This is a genomic window from Mucilaginibacter celer (assembly GCF_003576455.2).
GTDB lineage: Bacteria > Bacteroidota > Bacteroidia > Sphingobacteriales > Sphingobacteriaceae > Mucilaginibacter > Mucilaginibacter celer.
In genome coordinates this window covers 6,745,535-6,762,389 of record NZ_CP032869.1, presented here as the reverse complement: position 1 = coordinate 6,762,389, position 16,855 = coordinate 6,745,535, and the positions used below count along the sequence as shown (strand labels likewise).

Sequence of the window (16,855 nt, the reverse complement as noted above, 5' to 3'; positions counted from 1 at the left end):
TGCTAATTCTCAAATTCTGATTCAGACAAAATCCGAAATCTGAAATCCGCTCTCGAAATCAAAGGGACAGTCATTCTGTTAATTTTCAAATTCTGCAAATTCTGATTCAGGCAATTACTGCGTAGTTACCCTCAAATTCAAGGTATCAGCCTGCATGGCCGTAAAAATGCCCAAACCGTTAACTACATTGGTGGGTGTGTTTACCAAATTTTGTGAGCTGCCGCGGGTATTACTGCTGAGTATGTTAATATACTCGTCATTAACCCTCAGCAATATCACCTGGTAATGCCCGTAATATTTAAACGTGTTTTGGGTGATGTTATAGATCGCTGTCCTTTCGGTATTGATCTCAAAACTGGGTTTTCTGTTACTGCGTACAGCAATAATTTCGAAAGGATTACTATCCAGGTTTTTAAAAAGCAGGATATGCTGCAGCGAATCAGGATTGCTCCAGGTAACGGTTTGCAGCACCTTATCGTTATAAGCCGGGTCGATGATATTAGGTTCGTGAAATACGCTGTCGGTTAATTTAAAGCCCGCCGGCTTGCCCGGCATCAGGGTTGATGCGCTTACTGTGGCGTTATTATAATTAAACTGCATAGTGTAAGTTTTACCGGCAGTTATAAAGGCAGCATCACTGTAGGTATAGGTACCGCCTGCACCTTCGGTGAGTTTAACCGTTTGGCTTCCATTACTAACATTAATACTAAGCCCTGTTAAGGCTACACCGTAAGTTGCCGTATCCGTCAAATCCTTTTGTTGATAAACTTTCAGCGATAGCGGCTGCCCGGCAACCAGGTACGCTTCAACCACCGGTTTATTCACCGCGTTTATATCTGCACTGTTTTTTTTGCAGGCTGCGGTCATCAGCATAAAACCTGCCGCAAGCGCGCCTAATATATATCGTGTATGTGTATGTGTTTTTATTTCCATCTTAAACTTAAAGTTAGGTTAGGCGTAAAGCCGAGGTAGTTAACATTGGTGGTGATCACCTGGTTATTTTGCAGCTGGTACTCGCGATACCAGGAGTTAACGTGGTTATAAACATTAAACAGCGAGAAACCTATCGAGCCTACTTTTTTCCCGTCTATTTTTAACAGATCGTACGAGGCCGAAAGATCAAGCCTGTGATAGGCCGGTAAACGCTCGGCATTTTTATCGCTGAGGTTGATGTAGGTAATGGCGTTGCCATCCACAGTTTTAACCGTATAGGTTGATAAAGGCGCGGTGTACGGGTGCCCTGTACTGAACAGGAAGGTGGCCGCGAAGTTCCACCGCTGGTAATGGTACATGTTGATGGATTTAAACTCGTGGCGTACATCCTGGTCGGCATCGTAATAGTTATCACCGTAGGCCGAAAATTTGTTTTGCGCGTTGGCAAGCGTATAGCTGACCCAGCCCGTATAACGACCTAATTTTTTTTGCACCAACAACTCTATCCCTTTTGTTCGGCCCGTACCCTCGTAAAATTTCTCTTCAACGGTTTGCGTCTGGTTTTGATTAAAGCTCATGAAGCCGCCGCCGCCTGCACCTGCCGGGCGTGTTTGCTGCACGGTATATTGAGTAAGTCCATCAAGTGTTTTATAATAACCTTCCACGCTAAACAAAAAACCATCATTTTCATAACTGGCACCTAATATAAAATGCCGGGCCTGGCTTACCGGGATATTGCTGTTGTTTGATAATACCCAGAAGTTGCGGTTGCCTCCCAACACATCCTGCCGTATCACCTGGTTCTCGAATTGGTAAAACTGCCCGGTTGCACCTTTAAATGTGATCTTATCTGTAAGGTTGTAACTGGCTGAAAGTCGCGGCTCGAAGTAGGGTTTTGATGTAGGGCCAAAGTATGACGCGCGCAATCCGGGCTGAATATGAAATTTGTTATTCGGGTCGATGGCCAGTTCGGTATAAACACCTGCCAGCATAGCGTTGTTATGTTGATTGATGAGTTTGCCGGTATCGTTTTGGGTATACTCATAATCTATTTTTTTGTAGTTGGCAAAGCCACCGAAAAGCAGTTTGTACTTATTGCTGGCAGTCCACTCCCATTCAGATTTGTAGCCCACATCCTTCAGGTTATTGGTTTCGAGGGTACCGTTACTCAGGGTATGGGCTATACCATTGGTGTCGATTTGCGAAAAGCCCGACGAGCTGCGGTTCCTATCATTAAAGTAGGATGAGTAAGTGATATAATTGTTTGAGTACAGCTTTTTATTCCACTGCCTGAACCATTTGATGCTGCTGCCAAGGTTGCCGTATTTGGTATAATCAACAATGCTGATACCGCTGCTGCCTGATGACAGGAAGGAAGGCAAACCTAAATCACGACTGTTATCCGTTTTATCGGTACCGGTGTATAAACTCCATGATACTTTATCCTTTTGGCTGATATTGTAGGTGTATTTAGCATCAAAATCATAAAAATACGAGCTTGGGGTAATCTGGTTAGCAAAACCGCCACCACCAAAACCACCACCCCGGCCGCCAAAGCCGCCGCCCGGTGCGCCACTCTGCGTGGTTGAAGTTTGATTAAACTGGTTAAAGATCTTATTATAAAACGGTCCCTGGTATGAACGCCTTACGGCCAGCAACAAGGTCGATTTATCGGATAGTGGCGTTTCGAGGTAACCGCTCGCACTCAGCAAGCTCAAATCGGTACCGATATTGGTTTCGTTTTTGTTGCCTTCTTTACCGTTGATCTCGGTAACGCTCGAGAGCCTGCCGCCATATTTGGAGGTAAAACCGCCCTTATACATCTGCACATCTTTAACGGCGCTGGCATTAAAAGCACTGAAAAAGCCATACAGGTGATCAACCTGGTAAATGGTAAAGCCATCCAGCACCACCAAATTCTGATCGGGCGTACCCCCGCGCACATAAGCTCCTGATGACGATTCGTTGGTACCCGCTACGCCCGGCATTAACTGAAAAGCCCTTAAGATATCCTTATCGCCCATGGTTGGCAGCTTATCCAGGTTGGCAGGCGAAAGCTGTAGTACGCCAACCTGCCTGCTATCGGTATTCATTACACCGCTTTTTTTGCCGGTGATGGTAACCTCGTTCAAACTGTTAAGCGAGGGGAACAAACCGCAAATTAAAGGCGAGTTCAGTTTCTCGCTGCTCAGCCTGAAATAATCGGTTTGAAAACCCGTGTAGGATACCTCAACCACCGATGTATCTGATGGAACGCGGAACAAAGTAAAATAACCATCAGAGTTGGTCATGGTACTCAAATCCGTCCCCCTGATCTTTACCGAGGCCGAGGGCAAGGATTCGCCCGTTTGCTGATCGATCACCCTACCATTCACATTCACCAAAAAATGTTTGGGTTTGGCTTTAGGCGCTTCAATCTCTTTGGCCTTTATCCCGGTATTGGCCGCCTGCAATGCCAGCTTGTTCATTTTTTGCAGGCGGGCCAGATCATCGGTGTTTTGCAGTATATAAATTGTCCCGGTAGATTCTATCCAGTAATGCAGACTGTTCTCGTCGCACACTTTGGCAATAACGTCTTTAAGCGGCTCTTCAAAAAAGTGCTCAACCACATCCATCTCGTGCAAAGGAGCCCGTTCAAAAACAATGCGTACCTGGTAGTTGAGGGCCAGGGTATCCAACAGTTCATCCAGCGGGCAGGAGAAAAAGTGATTAACAACAATTTTCTTTAATTTTTTTTGTGTTTGCTGTGCCTGCACGGCTCCGGCACAAAAAACAAGGGTAGTAATTAACAGTAAGGAAAGTTTCTTCATTCGGGGCACTATTTCTTCAGCACCGAAATTGCAGCCTATTTTAACGCTCCTGAAATAAAATCGACGAGCTTAGGGTTTGTGTAGATAAATGGTGGGATTGTGTAGTGGGTGGGATTGATGGTTTATTCATCGGCAGCCGCTTGGCTCGGGCCGAGTGGCTATTATTCCCAGGCCTCTGGCCTGCTACTCCATGCACGGTACAGCTTCGGCGGCCGGAGGCCGTGTAATAGTTGCCACTCGGCAGGAGCCGAGCGGCGGCGTTACTTATTTGGGTCTATCCTCACACCTTCCCAATCATCCTGTTAATCACATCCCTATATCCATCGCTCAAGGGAATCTCCGTATTAACCAGCTTAATCCGTGCCCTGCGCATTTGTGATACATGATCAAGGTTAACCAAGTATGATTTATGTACCCTAAAAAACTGATCGGCGGGTAATTGCAATTCAATAGCTTTAAGGCTGATGCGTGACAGTACCGGCTTTTGCTGATTAATGAGGTGCACTTTGATATAGTCCTTTAAGCCTTCGATGTACTCAACCTGGTCGAAGTTGATTTTCACCAAATTATAGTCGGCATGCAAAAAGAAGTAGTTTTTGGTGGTTTGCTGCGGTACATAGCTGCGGCGTAACTCGTATAAATCCAAAGCTTTATGGCAGGCTTTTAAAAACCTGTCTAAAGGCACCGGCTTTACCAGGTAATCAACCACATCAAGCTCAAAACCTTCAACCGCAAATTTTTCATAAGCGGTAACAAATATCACCATGGGCTTTTGCGTAAGGCTGCGGATAAATTGCAAACCGTTAATCCCCGGCATATAAATATCACTGAATATCAGGTCTATCTGCTCGTTTTGCATCGCCAGTATTGCTTCGCCTGCATTACGGCAACGGGCAACTATTTGTATGGTATTCACATGTTTCAGGTTATCTTCCAGCAGGTCGAGCGCCAGGGGCTCATCATCAAGTATCAAACATCTCATCATTTCAGTTCCAGTTGCAGCATCACTATATAGGCCTGCTCGTTTTTGTTGATATATAAATTGTGTTTACCGGGATATAACAACTCCAGTCGCCGTTTCACATTAGCCAAACCAATGCCCGATGCAGGGTCTTTATCCGTCTCAACCGGGTTGTAAACGTTTTGCACACTGAAGCGCAGGTTTTTATCATCGGCAAATAAAGTTACGGCTATGCCTGGGGCTTCAATATCGCCTGTGCCATGCTTAAAAGCATTTTCAACAAAGGGAATCAGCAGCATAGGCTCGATCGATTTTTCGGGGGCTTTGATCTCCGAGCTGAAGCTGATCTTTACCTGATCGCGGAAGCGGAGTTGCTGTAGTTCGATATAGCTGCGCAGGTAATCTTCTTTTTGATATAAGGTCACCTTTTCCTCATCCGTTACATAAAGCATATAACGCAGCAGCTTGGAAAGCTGGATCAGCGTAGGTTCTACAGCCTTCGGGTTTAAGCGCGAAAGTGCCACCGCGCTGTTAATCACATTAAAAATAAAATGCGGACTGATCTGCGAGCGTAAAAAAGCCAGCTCAGAAATAAGCGAGGCGTTATCAATGTCCTTTTTTTTGTTGATGATCTTAAATTGATCGGCCAGGTAATGGTAGGCAAAACTGCCGGCAGTTATGGATAACAGCGGAAATATCACCAAAAAATGTCCCGGGGGCCGGTGTGGGGGCATGCCCGGAAATCGCGGCTCCGGAAAAAACGGGCGGGTGTAAAACAGGATGAGATTAAATACCACGAACGAACCCAGCAGCAGCAAAAAATAAAGGCCAATGTTCTTTTTCAACACCCTGGGAATCAAAACAAATGCATTCAGATAAAACTCGGCTGCCAAAACAAGGTTAAACCTTACAATGTGCCCGGTTGAGAAAAATGCCTGCGGAAAACCGCGCATATCCGGTCTTGAAATAATGGGGATAAATATGATCAAAGCCCAAAACAACAGATGGATACATATTTCGATAATCAATGCCGGCTTTATGCGTACAAACATATCATGCTAAGGTAATCCCATTTTAAACCCGCATTTAATGTAATAGACGAGCGGGCCAAATGTGCCGACGAAAATAAAATATCTGCAGTAAGAAAACCTTGTTTATACCTCCCCGAAAAGCATATTTAACATCTATTAACATTTTGCAACTGAGGTGTTTAAAAACCAGCCATCAGCATAAAACACCCAAAGGTATTTTGCGTTAAATTTGTTTAACAATCAGCTACCTATGTCGATAGTAAAACCCATCCTCCGCATTTTTGATTACGATAAGGCCGTCGAATTTTATATCAACTGGCTCGGCTTTAAAACCGATTGGGAACACAAACCCGAGAGCGTGCCGGTTTATATTCAGATTTCGCTGAAAGATGTAATCCTGTATTTATCCGAGCACCACGGCGATGCCAGTCCCGGAAGCCACATAGCCATTGACGATTTTACTGAGTTACGCGATTACCATGCCCACCTCATCGCCAAAAATTATAAATATAACCGGCCCGGTTTGGAAGTACCTGAGTGGAATGATAAAACCATCATGATGACGGTGCATGACCCTTTTGGGAACAGGCTGACGTTTAGTGAGGAGTTGAAGGGATAAATCTTCGCTTGATCTTTCCACAACGTCATTGCGAGAAACGAAGCAATCGCACGGAAGCCGGGGGGCTATACAAATCCGCCCTGTATTGTTCGCGATTGCTTCGTTCCTCGCAATGACGGGTGTTTAAGAATCGCTTATAACAAAAAAATCCCGATCAGCTACCTGACCGGGATTTTCAATATTATAAAAGCTTTCCGCTTTAGGCTTTCAGCCTTAAGCTAACTTAGCCAATTCTTCAGCCATAGCAGCGCCAATCTCAGCAGGCGATTCTACCACACGGATACCGCACTCGGCCATAATTTTCATTTTTGCAGCAGCAGTATCGTCGGCACCGCCAACAATAGCACCTGCGTGACCCATACGGCGACCCGGAGGCGCTGTTTGACCGGCGATAAAGCCTACAACCGGTTTTGTGCCGTTTTCTTTGATCCAACGGGCAGCATCAGCTTCCATGTTACCGCCAATTTCGCCAATCATGATAATACCATGAGTATCCGGATCGTTCATTAATAATTCAACAGCCTCTTTGGTTGGGGTACCGATAATTGGGTCGCCACCAATGCCGATAGCTGTGGTGATGCCTAAACCGGCTTTAACCACCTGGTCAACCGCTTCGTAAGTTAAAGTGCCCGATTTTGAAACCACACCTACATTACCTTTTTTAAAGATAAAGCCCGGCATAATACCAATTTTGCTTTCATCGGCAGTGATGATACCCGGGCAGTTAGGACCAATCAGGCGTGCATCCTTATCCGATAAATATTCTTTAACCGCAATCATATCCTTTGTAGGGATACCTTCGGTAATACAAACAATAACCTTAATGCCGGCTTCGGCAGCTTCCATAATGGCATCTGCACCAAAAGCAGGAGGTACAAATATGATCGATACATCGGCACCGGTAGCAACAACGGCATCTTTAACCGTGTTAAAAACCGGCCTGTCTAAATGGCTCTGACCGCCTTTACCTGGTGTAACACCACCAACTAACTGGGTACCATAAGCAATCATTTGCTCGGCATGGTATGAGCCCTCTTTACCGGTGAAACCTTGTACAATAACTTTTGAATCTTTATTTACGAGTACACTCATTGGTTTTTTCGTTTTAGTACGGCAAAGCTAAAGTTTTTGCCCGAATGTCAAACCCTATTGTAATCTAAATTTATATGTTAACATAAAAGTGACTGTGGGGGAAGGGGAGGACTGTCTGAACTGTAATTTGGGGGGATTTTTGTCTGAACTCGAATTTGGGGGAATTATTGGAATTTTTAGAATTTGCTTAGCATTCTGTCCATTGCTTAATTCCATAAATTCGGGTTCAGACAAAATTTTTTGAATTTGCTCAGCAGTTCAAAAAATCAGCGAAATCAACGTAATCATTCTAATCAACGGTCAAAAATCGGTGAAATCAAAAATCAATCGGTGTAATCCCAGAAACAAAATCCGAAATCGAACATCCGAATTCCGAAATCATTGGGGTTTCCTAAACTCCCCCTCACTCTTCGCAATCACAATAGTAGCCACACCGTTCCCAATCACATTGGTAATCGCCCTTGCTTCCGACATAAACCTATCCACCCCAATCAATATCGCCAAACCCTCCACCGGGATAATTTTAATTGCCGTAAGTGTACTGGTAAGCACAATAAAGCCGCTGCCTGTAACACCCGCCGCACCTTTGGACGTGATCATCAAAATGCCGATAATGGTTAGCTCCTGCCCCAGCGAAAGCGGGATATTAAACACCTGCGCCAAAAATATCACGCACATGGAAAGATAGATGGTAGTACCATCCAGGTTAAACGAATACCCGGTAGGGATCACCAAGCCTACAACCGATTTTGAGCAGCCAAACTTTTCCAGCTTCTCCATCATGGCCGGCAACGCCGATTCAGACGAGGAGGTGCCCAGTACAATCAAAATCTCCTGGCGGATATATTTAAGGTATTCCCACAAACTGAATTTAAACAGCCTGCAAATTATATTCAGCACCACAAAAATAAAAAGCGCCATGGTAAGGTAAACCGAACCCATCAGCAAGGCCAATGGCTTAAGCGTTTGAATACCGTATTTACTTACGGTAAAAGCCATCCCTGCAAAGGCCCCTATCGGCGCTACCTTCATTACTATCTTCATAATGTTGAAGAATACTTTTGATAGCTTATCAAACAGTTGAATTACCGATTGCCCGGCCTCCCCCATCTTACTCAATCCAAAACCAAACAGGATAGCAAAAAACAGGATCTGTAAAATATCGCCCTCGGCAAAAGCTTTAAACATGTTTGAGGGGACTATGTGGGCCAAAAAATCGCCCCAATGCATTTCGGCAGCGGCTTTTTCGTACACAGCCAGTTTACCGGTGTCCATTTTGACGGCGTGGTTTTCAAAGCCCGCGCCGGGTTTAATAATATTGGCCACCGTGACGCCGATGATGAGCGCGAAGGTGGTTACAATTTCAAAATACAGCAAAGCCTTGCCGCCTACACGGCCCACTTTTTTCATATCGCTCATGCCGGCAACGCCCAGCACAATGGTTAAAAATATGATCGGCGCTATCAGCATGGTGATCAGGCTGATGAATGTTTTGCTGATGAGATCGGCAGTGGGCGCGAAGCCTTTTAGGTACAGACCTGCCAATACCCCAAGGGCTATGGCTATAAGTACCTGGATAGTTAGGTTTGAGAGTAGGCGTTTCATATAAATTGGTCGCCCCCTCAGCCCCCAGAAGGGGGAGTTGCAGAAGCGCATTTGCCCACAATATAATAAGTTAATCCATCTGCCACAAAAAAATAGCCCCGCACCAGAAAATCCGGCACAGGGCGTCACCTATTTAATTGAAAGCTTTTATTTATACAGGCGTAGATTCGCCGGTAAGCATATTGATCAGGAATGTTTTATTCAGGAAGAAAAGCTTGGCCTTGTGGTTACCCAAAAAAGTAATGGTACCGCTGTAATCCCAGCCGCCACCGTTGGTTTTCCCTTGCGAGCGGAAAGTTGCGGTACCGCTGGTAATATCAAAGTTATCATCGCCGTGCACATACAGGTTGCTGAACACATAGGTATTGTGCACCCTGCTAAAGGTTTTGTACTTAGGATATTCGTTATCGATATAAGCTTTCATCGGCCCATCCAGCGAGAAGTTGGAATTATTGAAATTAAGGCCGCGCACTTTGTACTTCTGCACAACGTTGTACACATACGAGTAACCCGGACCGCTGCCCACGGTATTTAACGAATCTACCGAATCGTAACCGATGGTTTTGTTATCGTTACATACAAAGTAGTATTTAACGCCACCTGTTTTGGTTGCTTTCAGGGTATCGCCCTGGTTAAAGGTAAGGTTTAGGCTTGTATCTATATAAAAGCCGCAACGGTAGTCGCTGCTTTGCACTTTAATTTTTGAGGTGGCATTGGTTGATGGAGTAACACCATCTTTAATGCTGGCACCGCCAAATGCGCCGGCTAATGATTGCGCCAGGTTGCTGGCTATGGCCGAGCTTGCTACGTTATCGCTTGCTTTTTTATCGTCTGATGAGGGTTTTACTGTATTTTGAGTTTTGGTACAGGCCGAATACATCATAGCTATACCTGCCAGTAAAGGTAATACGCTGCGTAAGGTTAGTTTCATAAATTGGTGTATTTAAAGTTTAGATTGCTTTCTGATTAAAAGTCAACAAGCATACCATATTGAAACCCCTAAACTGCAGTACAGTGATAATCACTATAATTACGATAACCTTTAAAGCAACCTTAAACCCCTGGTTAATTTTTTAATTTTAACATAAGTATGCCAGGCGTGCAATCAAGGCGTATTTTACCCGTATTGAGGAAATTATCGTAGAAAATATTGCCTTACCGGATGGGTATTTTCGAAAATAAAATCGTACCATATTTTATTTAATAATAATTGAAACAACATTATTACAATCAGTTTCTTCGTAATCCGGCAAATAAAAAGCTTTATTTTTTTTCATCTCACTGCAAAATCACTTAAATAACTATACTACGCCGCATAAAAAAGCCCCGTACCAAATTTTGGTACGGGGCTTTTTAATAATATTTTAGCTTTAATATTAGTTTACCTCGCCGGTTATCAGGTCGGCCGTGTAAACCGAGCCTTCAATGGTAATTTGAGCTTTATGGCCACCTAAAAATTTGATGGTACCTTTATAGTTCCATACATTTTTACCAATGCTTCCTTTACTTGCAAAAGTTGCCGAACCGCCTGTGATAAAATCGGGATCTTTTTTCGGGTCGATGATGATTGATTTAAAAGTGTAATTAAACGTGCCCTCAATATTTGGCATTGCAGTTGTTGGTTTGTTATACTCAACTTTGGCGTAGTAGTTTACCGGGCCATCAAATGAATACTGCGCGTCAACAACACCAGGATTAAGGCTTTTGAGTGTAAGGTTCTCGCCCATTTTAATAACAAATTTCGAGTCGCCGGTTACTGCCGAAACCACAGCGCTATCGCGGGTGGTAAGGCCCGATGGGATGCCGCCTGTACAAAGCAATTCATAATTTAGTTTAGCCCAGATATCAATTTTTGAAGTATCGCTTATGTCAAGGTTAAAGCTGATGGTAGTATCCAGTTTGGCACCACATTGCGGGGTTGAATTAACTGACTGGATTTTGATTTTACCTTTTTTGTTCATGGTAAAATCTGAAGGGATACTCAAACCGTTTTTAAAATCGAATCCGCCGTTTTCAGGGTTAAAAATGCCGGCAAGACTTTGAGCTATCTGTACGCTGGCCTCTTTTTTACTAACGGTGCTTTTATTGTTTTGAGATACGTCAAGTTTGTGGCACGATGTGTAAACTGCCGTGATTGCTGCAAACAGCAGTGCAATAATTTTGTAATTGTGTTTCATGTTTAGGATTTTACTTCCGTACAAAGTTAACTTATTATCAGATAATTAAAGAAAATTTCAAAATATTTAATGGTTGAGAACCAATTATTCTCCTTTAGCGGGGTTGTACGGAAACGGTGAAATAAAGGTTAGCCCTTCGGCTAAGGTTCACACTTTTAAACGGTTAAAAAAAACGTTATATACCATAACTAATCCACTAATAACTACTAAACTAATAGGGAAATGACTATTTTCGCAATTTCATACGCGTAAAACATAAAATGGACTACCAATTTAAAGAGATAGAGCAAAAATGGCAGCAGTTTTGGGCCCAAAACCAAACCTTTAAAGCCGAAGATAAATCAGCAAAACCCAAGTATTATGTGCTGGATATGTTCCCTTACCCATCGGGAGCAGGTTTGCACGTAGGGCACCCGCTGGGCTATATCGCTTCTGATATTTTTGCACGTTACAAGCGCTTAAAAGGCTTTAATGTGCTGCACCCTATGGGCTACGACAGCTTTGGCTTACCGGCCGAGCAGTACGCCATACAAACCGGGCAGCACCCGGCCATCACTACCGAAGATAATATTGCCACCTACCGTCGCCAGTTAGACCAGATCGGTTTCTCGTTTGATTGGAGCCGCGAGGTGCGCACCAGCTCGCCTGATTATTATAAATGGACGCAGTGGATTTTTATGCAGCTGTTTAACAGCTGGTATAACAAAGATGCCGATAAGGCCGAATCGATAGATAAACTGGTTGCTCATTTCGAGGCAAACGGATCGGCAGGTATCAATGCTGTAAGCGACGAAGAAATTTTAAGTTTTACCGCTGATGAATGGAAAGCGTTCAGCAACCAGGATCAGCAAGCTGAATTGTTGAAATACCGCCTTACCTACCTGCGCGAAAGCACCGTAAACTGGTGCCCTGCCTTAGGTACTGTATTGGCTAATGACGAGGTAAAAGACGGCTTCAGCGAGCGCGGCGGCTTCCCGGTTGAGCAAAAGAAAATGACCCAATGGAGCATGCGCATCACCGCCTATGCCGAAAGGTTATTGCAAGGCCTTGATACTATTGACTGGCCCGAACCCTTGAAAGAAATGCAAAGGAACTGGATTGGTAAAAGCACCGGTGCATCGGTTAAATTCCCGATAGATAAATCGGGACATAACGCTGCTTTGGATACCAACTTTATCGAAGTATTTACTACACGTGTTGATACCATCTTCGGTGTTACATTTTTGGTAATTGCTCCTGAGCATGAACTGGTTGCTTCGTTAACTACTCCTGAGCAAAAAGCAGAGATCGAAGCCTACATCACCCAAACCAAAAAGAAATCGGAACTGGACAGGATGGCCGATGCCAAAACTGTTTCGGGCGCGTTTACCGGTAGTTATGTATTGAACCCGCTTAACGGCCAGCAGATCCCGATCTGGATAGCTGATTATGTTTTGGCTGGATACGGAACAGGGGCGGTAATGGCCGTACCGTCCGGCGATCAGCGCGATTACCTGTTCGCGAAGCATTTCAATTTGCCGATAGTGCCTATCATCGATATTCAGAATATCGAAACCGAGGCCGATCCAACCAAAGAAGGTAAATACATCAATTCCGATTTCATTAATGGCTTAACTTATAAAGAAGCTACCGCTGCTGTAGTTGCTGAATTAGAAAAAATTAACGCAGGCAAAGCGAAAGTTAACTTCAGGATGCGCGATGCCATTTTTGGCCGTCAGCGTTACTGGGGCGAGCCGGTGCCGGTTTACTTTAAAGATGGCTTACCATATTTAATTGACGAAAGCCACCTGCCCTTGCTATTGCCCGAAATTGACAAATACCTCCCAACCGAAACCGGCGAACCACCATTGGGCCGTGCCGAAGATTGGAAATATGAAGGCGGTTTAGCTTACGAGCTAAGCACCATGCCGGGCTGGGCTGGCTCAAGCTGGTACTGGTACCGTTATATGGATGCCCAGAATGATAAAGAATTTGCATCGCGCGAGGCTATTGAATACTGGAAAGATGTTGACTTATACATCGGCGGTAGTGAACATGCTACCGGTCACCTGTTGTATAGCCGTTTCTGGAACAAGTTTTTGAAAGATCTGGACTTGGTTGTTGAGGAAGAGCCTTTCAAAAAACTGATTAACCAAGGGATGATCCAGGGTCGCAGTAATTTTGTTTATCGTTTAATTGACGAGGAAGGCAAAGGCACTAACACCTATGTATCTCACGGTTTAATAAAAGAATATAAAACCACGCCGATACACGTTGACGTTAACATTGTTGAAAACGAAGTACTGAACATAGCTAAGTTTAAACAATGGCGACCAGAATTTGCTGATGCCGAATTCATTTTAGAAAATGGCAAATACATCTGCGGCGTTGAGGTTGAAAAAATGTCGAAACGTTATTATAATGTGGTAAACCCTGATGATATCGCAACCCGCTACGGTGCCGATACCTTGCGCATGTACGAGATGTTCTTAGGTCCGCTGGAGCAGAGCAAGCCCTGGAATACCAATGGTATTGAAGGCGTGTTCAAGTTTTTGCGTAAATTCTGGAGGTTGTTCCATAACGATGCCTGGGAATTTGGAGTAAGCGATGCCGCGCCATCAAAAGCCGAGTTAAAATCATTACACAAGATCATCAAGAAAGTGGAAGAAGACATTGAGCGTTTCTCGTTCAACACTTCGGTTTCCAGCTTCATGATTGCGGTAAATGAACTAACCGACCTGAAATGCAACAACCGCGCGGTATTGCAGGACCTGGTAATTATCCTGTCGCCTTACGCGCCGCATATTTGCGAGGAGCTATGGGCATTATTGGGTAATGCCGAAGGTACTTTATCCTATGCGCCGTTCCCTAAATTTAACGCGGAATATCTGGTGGAAGATGAGTTTGCTTACCCCATCTCTATCAACGGTAAAATGAAAATGAACCTGAACATCCCGCTCAGCCTGGATGTAAAAGGTACCGAAGAGTTTGTATTGGCCAATGCCGATGTACAAAAATACCTGGACGGCAAAGCGCCTAAAAAGATGATTGTGGTGAAAGGCCGCATTGTTAATATGGTGGTTTAGCCCCCTCCGCCCCCTGAAGGGGGTACTTAAATAGTTTAAGTTAAGGGTTTTGCTTTCGCAAAACCCTTAACCATTTATATCGCTACCGCAAGCGTCCTCGCCATAGCCGTTAACTTAAGGAAATTTTGAGAAGTTTTTTTAAGATGTTGTATAGGCGGGGCTTCGCCGATGGGCAAAACCACTTAGATTTTCCCATATTTGTATAGTTTTATTTTTAATAAAAAAGGCGGTTGTTTTCCAGACGTATACCGCCTTTTTCTATTTAAATATAGGCATTTTTTAAAAACAAATTGAATTTTTTGTAGGGGAAAAGTTCCATTTATTTTCAATCAGGAGGCATTTATCACAAGTTGCTCATCTGCATTAAAAAACAATATAACCGGCTTCCTTGATCCTTTACAACTTGATACCATAGCCCGCAGAACTGGATTTTTGCAAAGGACCTCTAAACTTAAGCCAAAAGAGTTTATCGATACGCTGATGTTCAGCGAGTTCGATCATAGCAGGCTAAGCCTTCAGGATTGCTGTAACGATCTGGCTCACCAACATCAAAAATCGCTGAGTAAAGTAGCCTTACACAAACGGTTTAATGAACATAGCTTCAGTTTTTTAAAATCAGTATTGGCAGAACAGATCACCCAAAAGCTGGATATAAAAAGCGGAAAGGACTGGAAGCCTTTTACCCGGGTAATGATTACAGATTCATGCAAATTTGCCTTACCTCAACAATATAAAGATGATTATCCTGGGTTTGGCGGAGCCAGAAGCAAGGCCTTGATGAATATGCAGTATGCCTTTGATCTTAAGCAAGGTAACTGGGAAACCCTTGAATTGACCAAAGTATCTGAAAATGATAAAGCTTATTCAAAAAGAAGCTTACAGGATATTAAGGCGGGAGATTTGCATATCCGTGACCTTGGCTATGTTACCCACGGATATTTGCTGAAGATATCTACAGAAAAAGCCTTTTTCCTTAACAGGCTGCATCCGGGCTGGAAACCGATCTCGCGCAGTACGGGAAAAGCGATCAATTGGCATACACTTTATCAGGAAATGCAACTTAGCAAGCGTAATCGTTTTGAAACCATGGTCACTATAGGAAAGGGAGAGGAAGCCTTTGATTGCCGCCTGATCGCTATGCCTGTACCCGAAAAAGTATGGTCTGAAAGGATCCGGAAGGCTCAAATACGGGCCAAAAGCGTTGGTTATGAACTTACTGATGACTATAAGTACCGCTGCCGGTTTAGCATATTTATTACCAATACAACAATTGAGTTACTCAATGCTACAGAAGTTATTCAACTGTACCGTTTACGTTGGCAAATTGAATTGGTATTTAAGACATGGAAATCGTTGCTCGACATGCACAAAGTTAAAGCTGTAAAAAAAGAACGACTGCAATGCCAGTTGATGGCTAAATTCATTTGGATACTCCTTAACTGGAAGATATTCCGATGTTTGGCGAACTTTATTAGGCAAAATTCACCGGATAATGCCTGCTCCGTATGGAAGTTTTTTAAGCAGGCAAGGCAATGCTCTCACTTGTTAAGAATGGTTGTTAGCGGAAAACTGCATTTTACCATTTGGTGTGATTTATTTTCAGCCAGCGTTGTGAAGAATCTTCTTATTGAACCTAAAAAAGGAAAAAAAGCCAGTCTACATATACTGAATGAAGTGTTCTTTTCCTTAGGTTAACGGCTATGGCGTCCTCGCTTGTGGGCATCATGCTAAGTTATGTAAGCGGCTCATCTAACTGCAGACCTGAACGCGGGCCACAAGCGAGGACGCTTGCGGCAGCAAAAGGCAATTTGAGATTTATTTTCTATATAATTCTACCCTCCGGCCATCCGGATCAACCACCACCGCCATAAAACCAAAATCAGTTTGTGCCGGTTCGGAAACGAAAGTTGTATTCGCTTGTTTTAATAGCGCCATAGCACTATCAAAATCATCCAACTCAAAACCTAATCGCAAATTACTATCGGCCATAGTTTGATTTTTCGCAAGCGGATAAATCTCCATTACCACTCCGTCGATAGTAACCGAATAATGATAAGGCGAATTACCATGCTTATGGTAGTCAAAACTAAAACCAAGCAGCTGGTAAAACTCAACCAGCTTAAGCATATCAGCGGTGCGTACAACCAGTAGTTTAAGCCTCATTAAATTCTCTCCTATTTTCTCTTCGGCACTTTAATTAATCCCGAGCGATACAGATCAAGCGCCTCATTCAAAATAAAACGAATAGTATCAACCGGCAAATCCGCTTCCGGATGAATGAGCATGATTTTGATGCGTGAGCGGTCTTCGTAAGTTAATTTGGGATGGTGAAGGTGCTTACCTTCAACCATACCTAAAAATGGCACCTGCGTTTTTTTATGGATCCACAGGTAGCAAAACATTTTGCCTTTGTAGCAAAAGAAAGGCATGCTGTATTTCCACTCGGCAGTTACATCGGGATCTTGCGCCAGGAGGATATCGCGCAGGGCTAACAGGCAGCCACGGTTGGGTTCATCTTTGGTGAGGTAGAATTGATCGATTGGGGTGAGGTGCATGATTACA

General features: G+C 43.8%; 13 protein-coding genes. 3 read left to right on the top strand and 10 right to left on the bottom strand.

What is annotated here, in order from left to right; translation table 11 throughout:
• Positions 1-114: 114 nt before the first annotated feature.
• From HYN43_RS28405 to HYN43_RS28390, 4 genes are all read right to left on the bottom strand, one after another.
• Positions 115-933, bottom strand: a complete 819-nt coding sequence (locus tag HYN43_RS28405) for a DUF4249 domain-containing protein (RefSeq protein ID WP_119407206.1) — start codon at positions 931-933, stop codon at positions 115-117.
• Positions 924-3,743: a TonB-dependent receptor gene (locus HYN43_RS28400; RefSeq protein WP_119407205.1), complete on the bottom strand. Its 2,820-nt coding sequence runs from the start codon at positions 3,741-3,743 to the stop codon at positions 924-926. The genes HYN43_RS28405 and HYN43_RS28400 overlap by 10 nt, the downstream gene beginning before the upstream one ends.
• A 280-nt stretch (positions 3,744-4,023) precedes the next feature.
• On the bottom strand, positions 4,024-4,728 hold the full coding sequence (locus tag HYN43_RS28395) for a LytR/AlgR family response regulator transcription factor (RefSeq protein WP_245447060.1): 705 nt from the start codon (positions 4,726-4,728) through the stop codon (positions 4,024-4,026).
• Positions 4,725-5,756, bottom strand: coding sequence for a sensor histidine kinase (locus HYN43_RS28390; protein WP_119407203.1), 1,032 nt, complete (start codon positions 5,754-5,756; stop codon positions 4,725-4,727). The genes HYN43_RS28395 and HYN43_RS28390 overlap by 4 nt, the downstream gene beginning before the upstream one ends.
• 229 nt (positions 5,757-5,985) lie before the next feature.
• Here HYN43_RS28390 and HYN43_RS28385 point away from each other — a divergent pair, with 229 nt between their 5' ends.
• Positions 5,986-6,354 (top strand): glyoxalase superfamily protein, encoded by a 369-nt coding sequence (locus tag HYN43_RS28385; protein ID WP_205589840.1) that lies wholly within the window; start codon positions 5,986-5,988, stop codon positions 6,352-6,354.
• A 213-nt stretch (positions 6,355-6,567) separates the two neighbouring features.
• Here HYN43_RS28385 and sucD read toward each other — a convergent pair whose 3' ends face one another.
• The 4 genes from sucD to HYN43_RS28365 form a co-directional block, all read right to left on the bottom strand.
• Positions 6,568-7,446: a succinate--CoA ligase subunit alpha gene (sucD, locus tag HYN43_RS28380; RefSeq protein ID WP_119407202.1), complete on the bottom strand. Its 879-nt coding sequence runs from the start codon at positions 7,444-7,446 to the stop codon at positions 6,568-6,570.
• Positions 7,447-7,824: 378 nt separating this feature from the next.
• On the bottom strand, positions 7,825-9,051 hold the full coding sequence (gene dctA / locus HYN43_RS28375) for a C4-dicarboxylate transporter DctA (protein WP_119407201.1): 1,227 nt from the start codon (positions 9,049-9,051) through the stop codon (positions 7,825-7,827).
• Between the two features lie 151 nt (positions 9,052-9,202).
• Positions 9,203-9,982: a hypothetical protein gene (locus HYN43_RS28370; RefSeq protein ID WP_119407200.1), complete on the bottom strand. Its 780-nt coding sequence runs from the start codon at positions 9,980-9,982 to the stop codon at positions 9,203-9,205.
• A gap of 445 nt (positions 9,983-10,427) precedes the next feature.
• On the bottom strand, positions 10,428-11,228 hold the full coding sequence (locus tag HYN43_RS28365; RefSeq protein ID WP_119407199.1) for a hypothetical protein: 801 nt from the start codon (positions 11,226-11,228) through the stop codon (positions 10,428-10,430).
• A 260-nt stretch (positions 11,229-11,488) separates the two neighbouring features.
• On the opposite strand from HYN43_RS28365, the gene leuS reads away from it, so the two are divergent.
• Together leuS and HYN43_RS28355 are read left to right on the top strand one after the other, a co-directional pair.
• Positions 11,489-14,293, top strand: coding sequence for a leucine--tRNA ligase (gene leuS, locus HYN43_RS28360; protein WP_119407198.1), 2,805 nt, complete (start codon positions 11,489-11,491; stop codon positions 14,291-14,293).
• Between the two features lie 294 nt (positions 14,294-14,587).
• Entirely contained in the window at positions 14,588-15,988 is a 1,401-nt protein-coding gene (locus tag HYN43_RS28355) for an IS4 family transposase (RefSeq protein WP_119407197.1), read from the top strand.
• A 120-nt stretch (positions 15,989-16,108) separates the two neighbouring features.
• On the opposite strand, the gene HYN43_RS28350 is transcribed toward HYN43_RS28355, so the two are convergent.
• Positions 16,109-16,456 (bottom strand): VOC family protein, encoded by a 348-nt coding sequence (locus HYN43_RS28350; protein ID WP_119407196.1) that lies wholly within the window; start codon positions 16,454-16,456, stop codon positions 16,109-16,111.
• Positions 16,457-16,467: 11 nt separating this feature from the next.
• On the bottom strand, positions 16,468-16,848 hold the full coding sequence (locus tag HYN43_RS28345; RefSeq protein ID WP_119407195.1) for a DUF1801 domain-containing protein: 381 nt from the start codon (positions 16,846-16,848) through the stop codon (positions 16,468-16,470).
• Positions 16,849-16,855: the final 7 nt, after the last annotated feature.

Coding starts and splice junctions, on each gene's coding strand:
- HYN43_RS28405 (WP_119407206.1), bottom strand. CDS start 933: ATGGAAATAAAAACACATACACATACACGATATATATTAGGCGCGCTT.
- HYN43_RS28400 (WP_119407205.1), bottom strand. CDS start 3,743: ATGAAGAAACTTTCCTTACTGTTAATTACTACCCTTGTTTTTTGTGCC.
- HYN43_RS28395 (WP_245447060.1), bottom strand. CDS start 4,728: ATGATGAGATGTTTGATACTTGATGATGAGCCCCTGGCGCTCGACCTG.
- HYN43_RS28390 (WP_119407203.1), bottom strand. CDS start 5,756: ATGTTTGTACGCATAAAGCCGGCATTGATTATCGAAATATGTATCCAT.
- HYN43_RS28385 (WP_205589840.1), top strand. CDS start 5,986: ATGTCGATAGTAAAACCCATCCTCCGCATTTTTGATTACGATAAGGCC.
- sucD (WP_119407202.1), bottom strand. CDS start 7,446: ATGAGTGTACTCGTAAATAAAGATTCAAAAGTTATTGTACAAGGTTTC.
- dctA (WP_119407201.1), bottom strand. CDS start 9,051: ATGAAACGCCTACTCTCAAACCTAACTATCCAGGTACTTATAGCCATA.
- HYN43_RS28370 (WP_119407200.1), bottom strand. CDS start 9,982: ATGAAACTAACCTTACGCAGCGTATTACCTTTACTGGCAGGTATAGCT.
- HYN43_RS28365 (WP_119407199.1), bottom strand. CDS start 11,228: ATGAAACACAATTACAAAATTATTGCACTGCTGTTTGCAGCAATCACG.
- leuS (WP_119407198.1), top strand. CDS start 11,489: ATGGACTACCAATTTAAAGAGATAGAGCAAAAATGGCAGCAGTTTTGG.
- HYN43_RS28350 (WP_119407196.1), bottom strand. CDS start 16,456: ATGAGGCTTAAACTACTGGTTGTACGCACCGCTGATATGCTTAAGCTG.
- HYN43_RS28345 (WP_119407195.1), bottom strand. CDS start 16,848: ATGCACCTCACCCCAATCGATCAATTCTACCTCACCAAAGATGAACCC.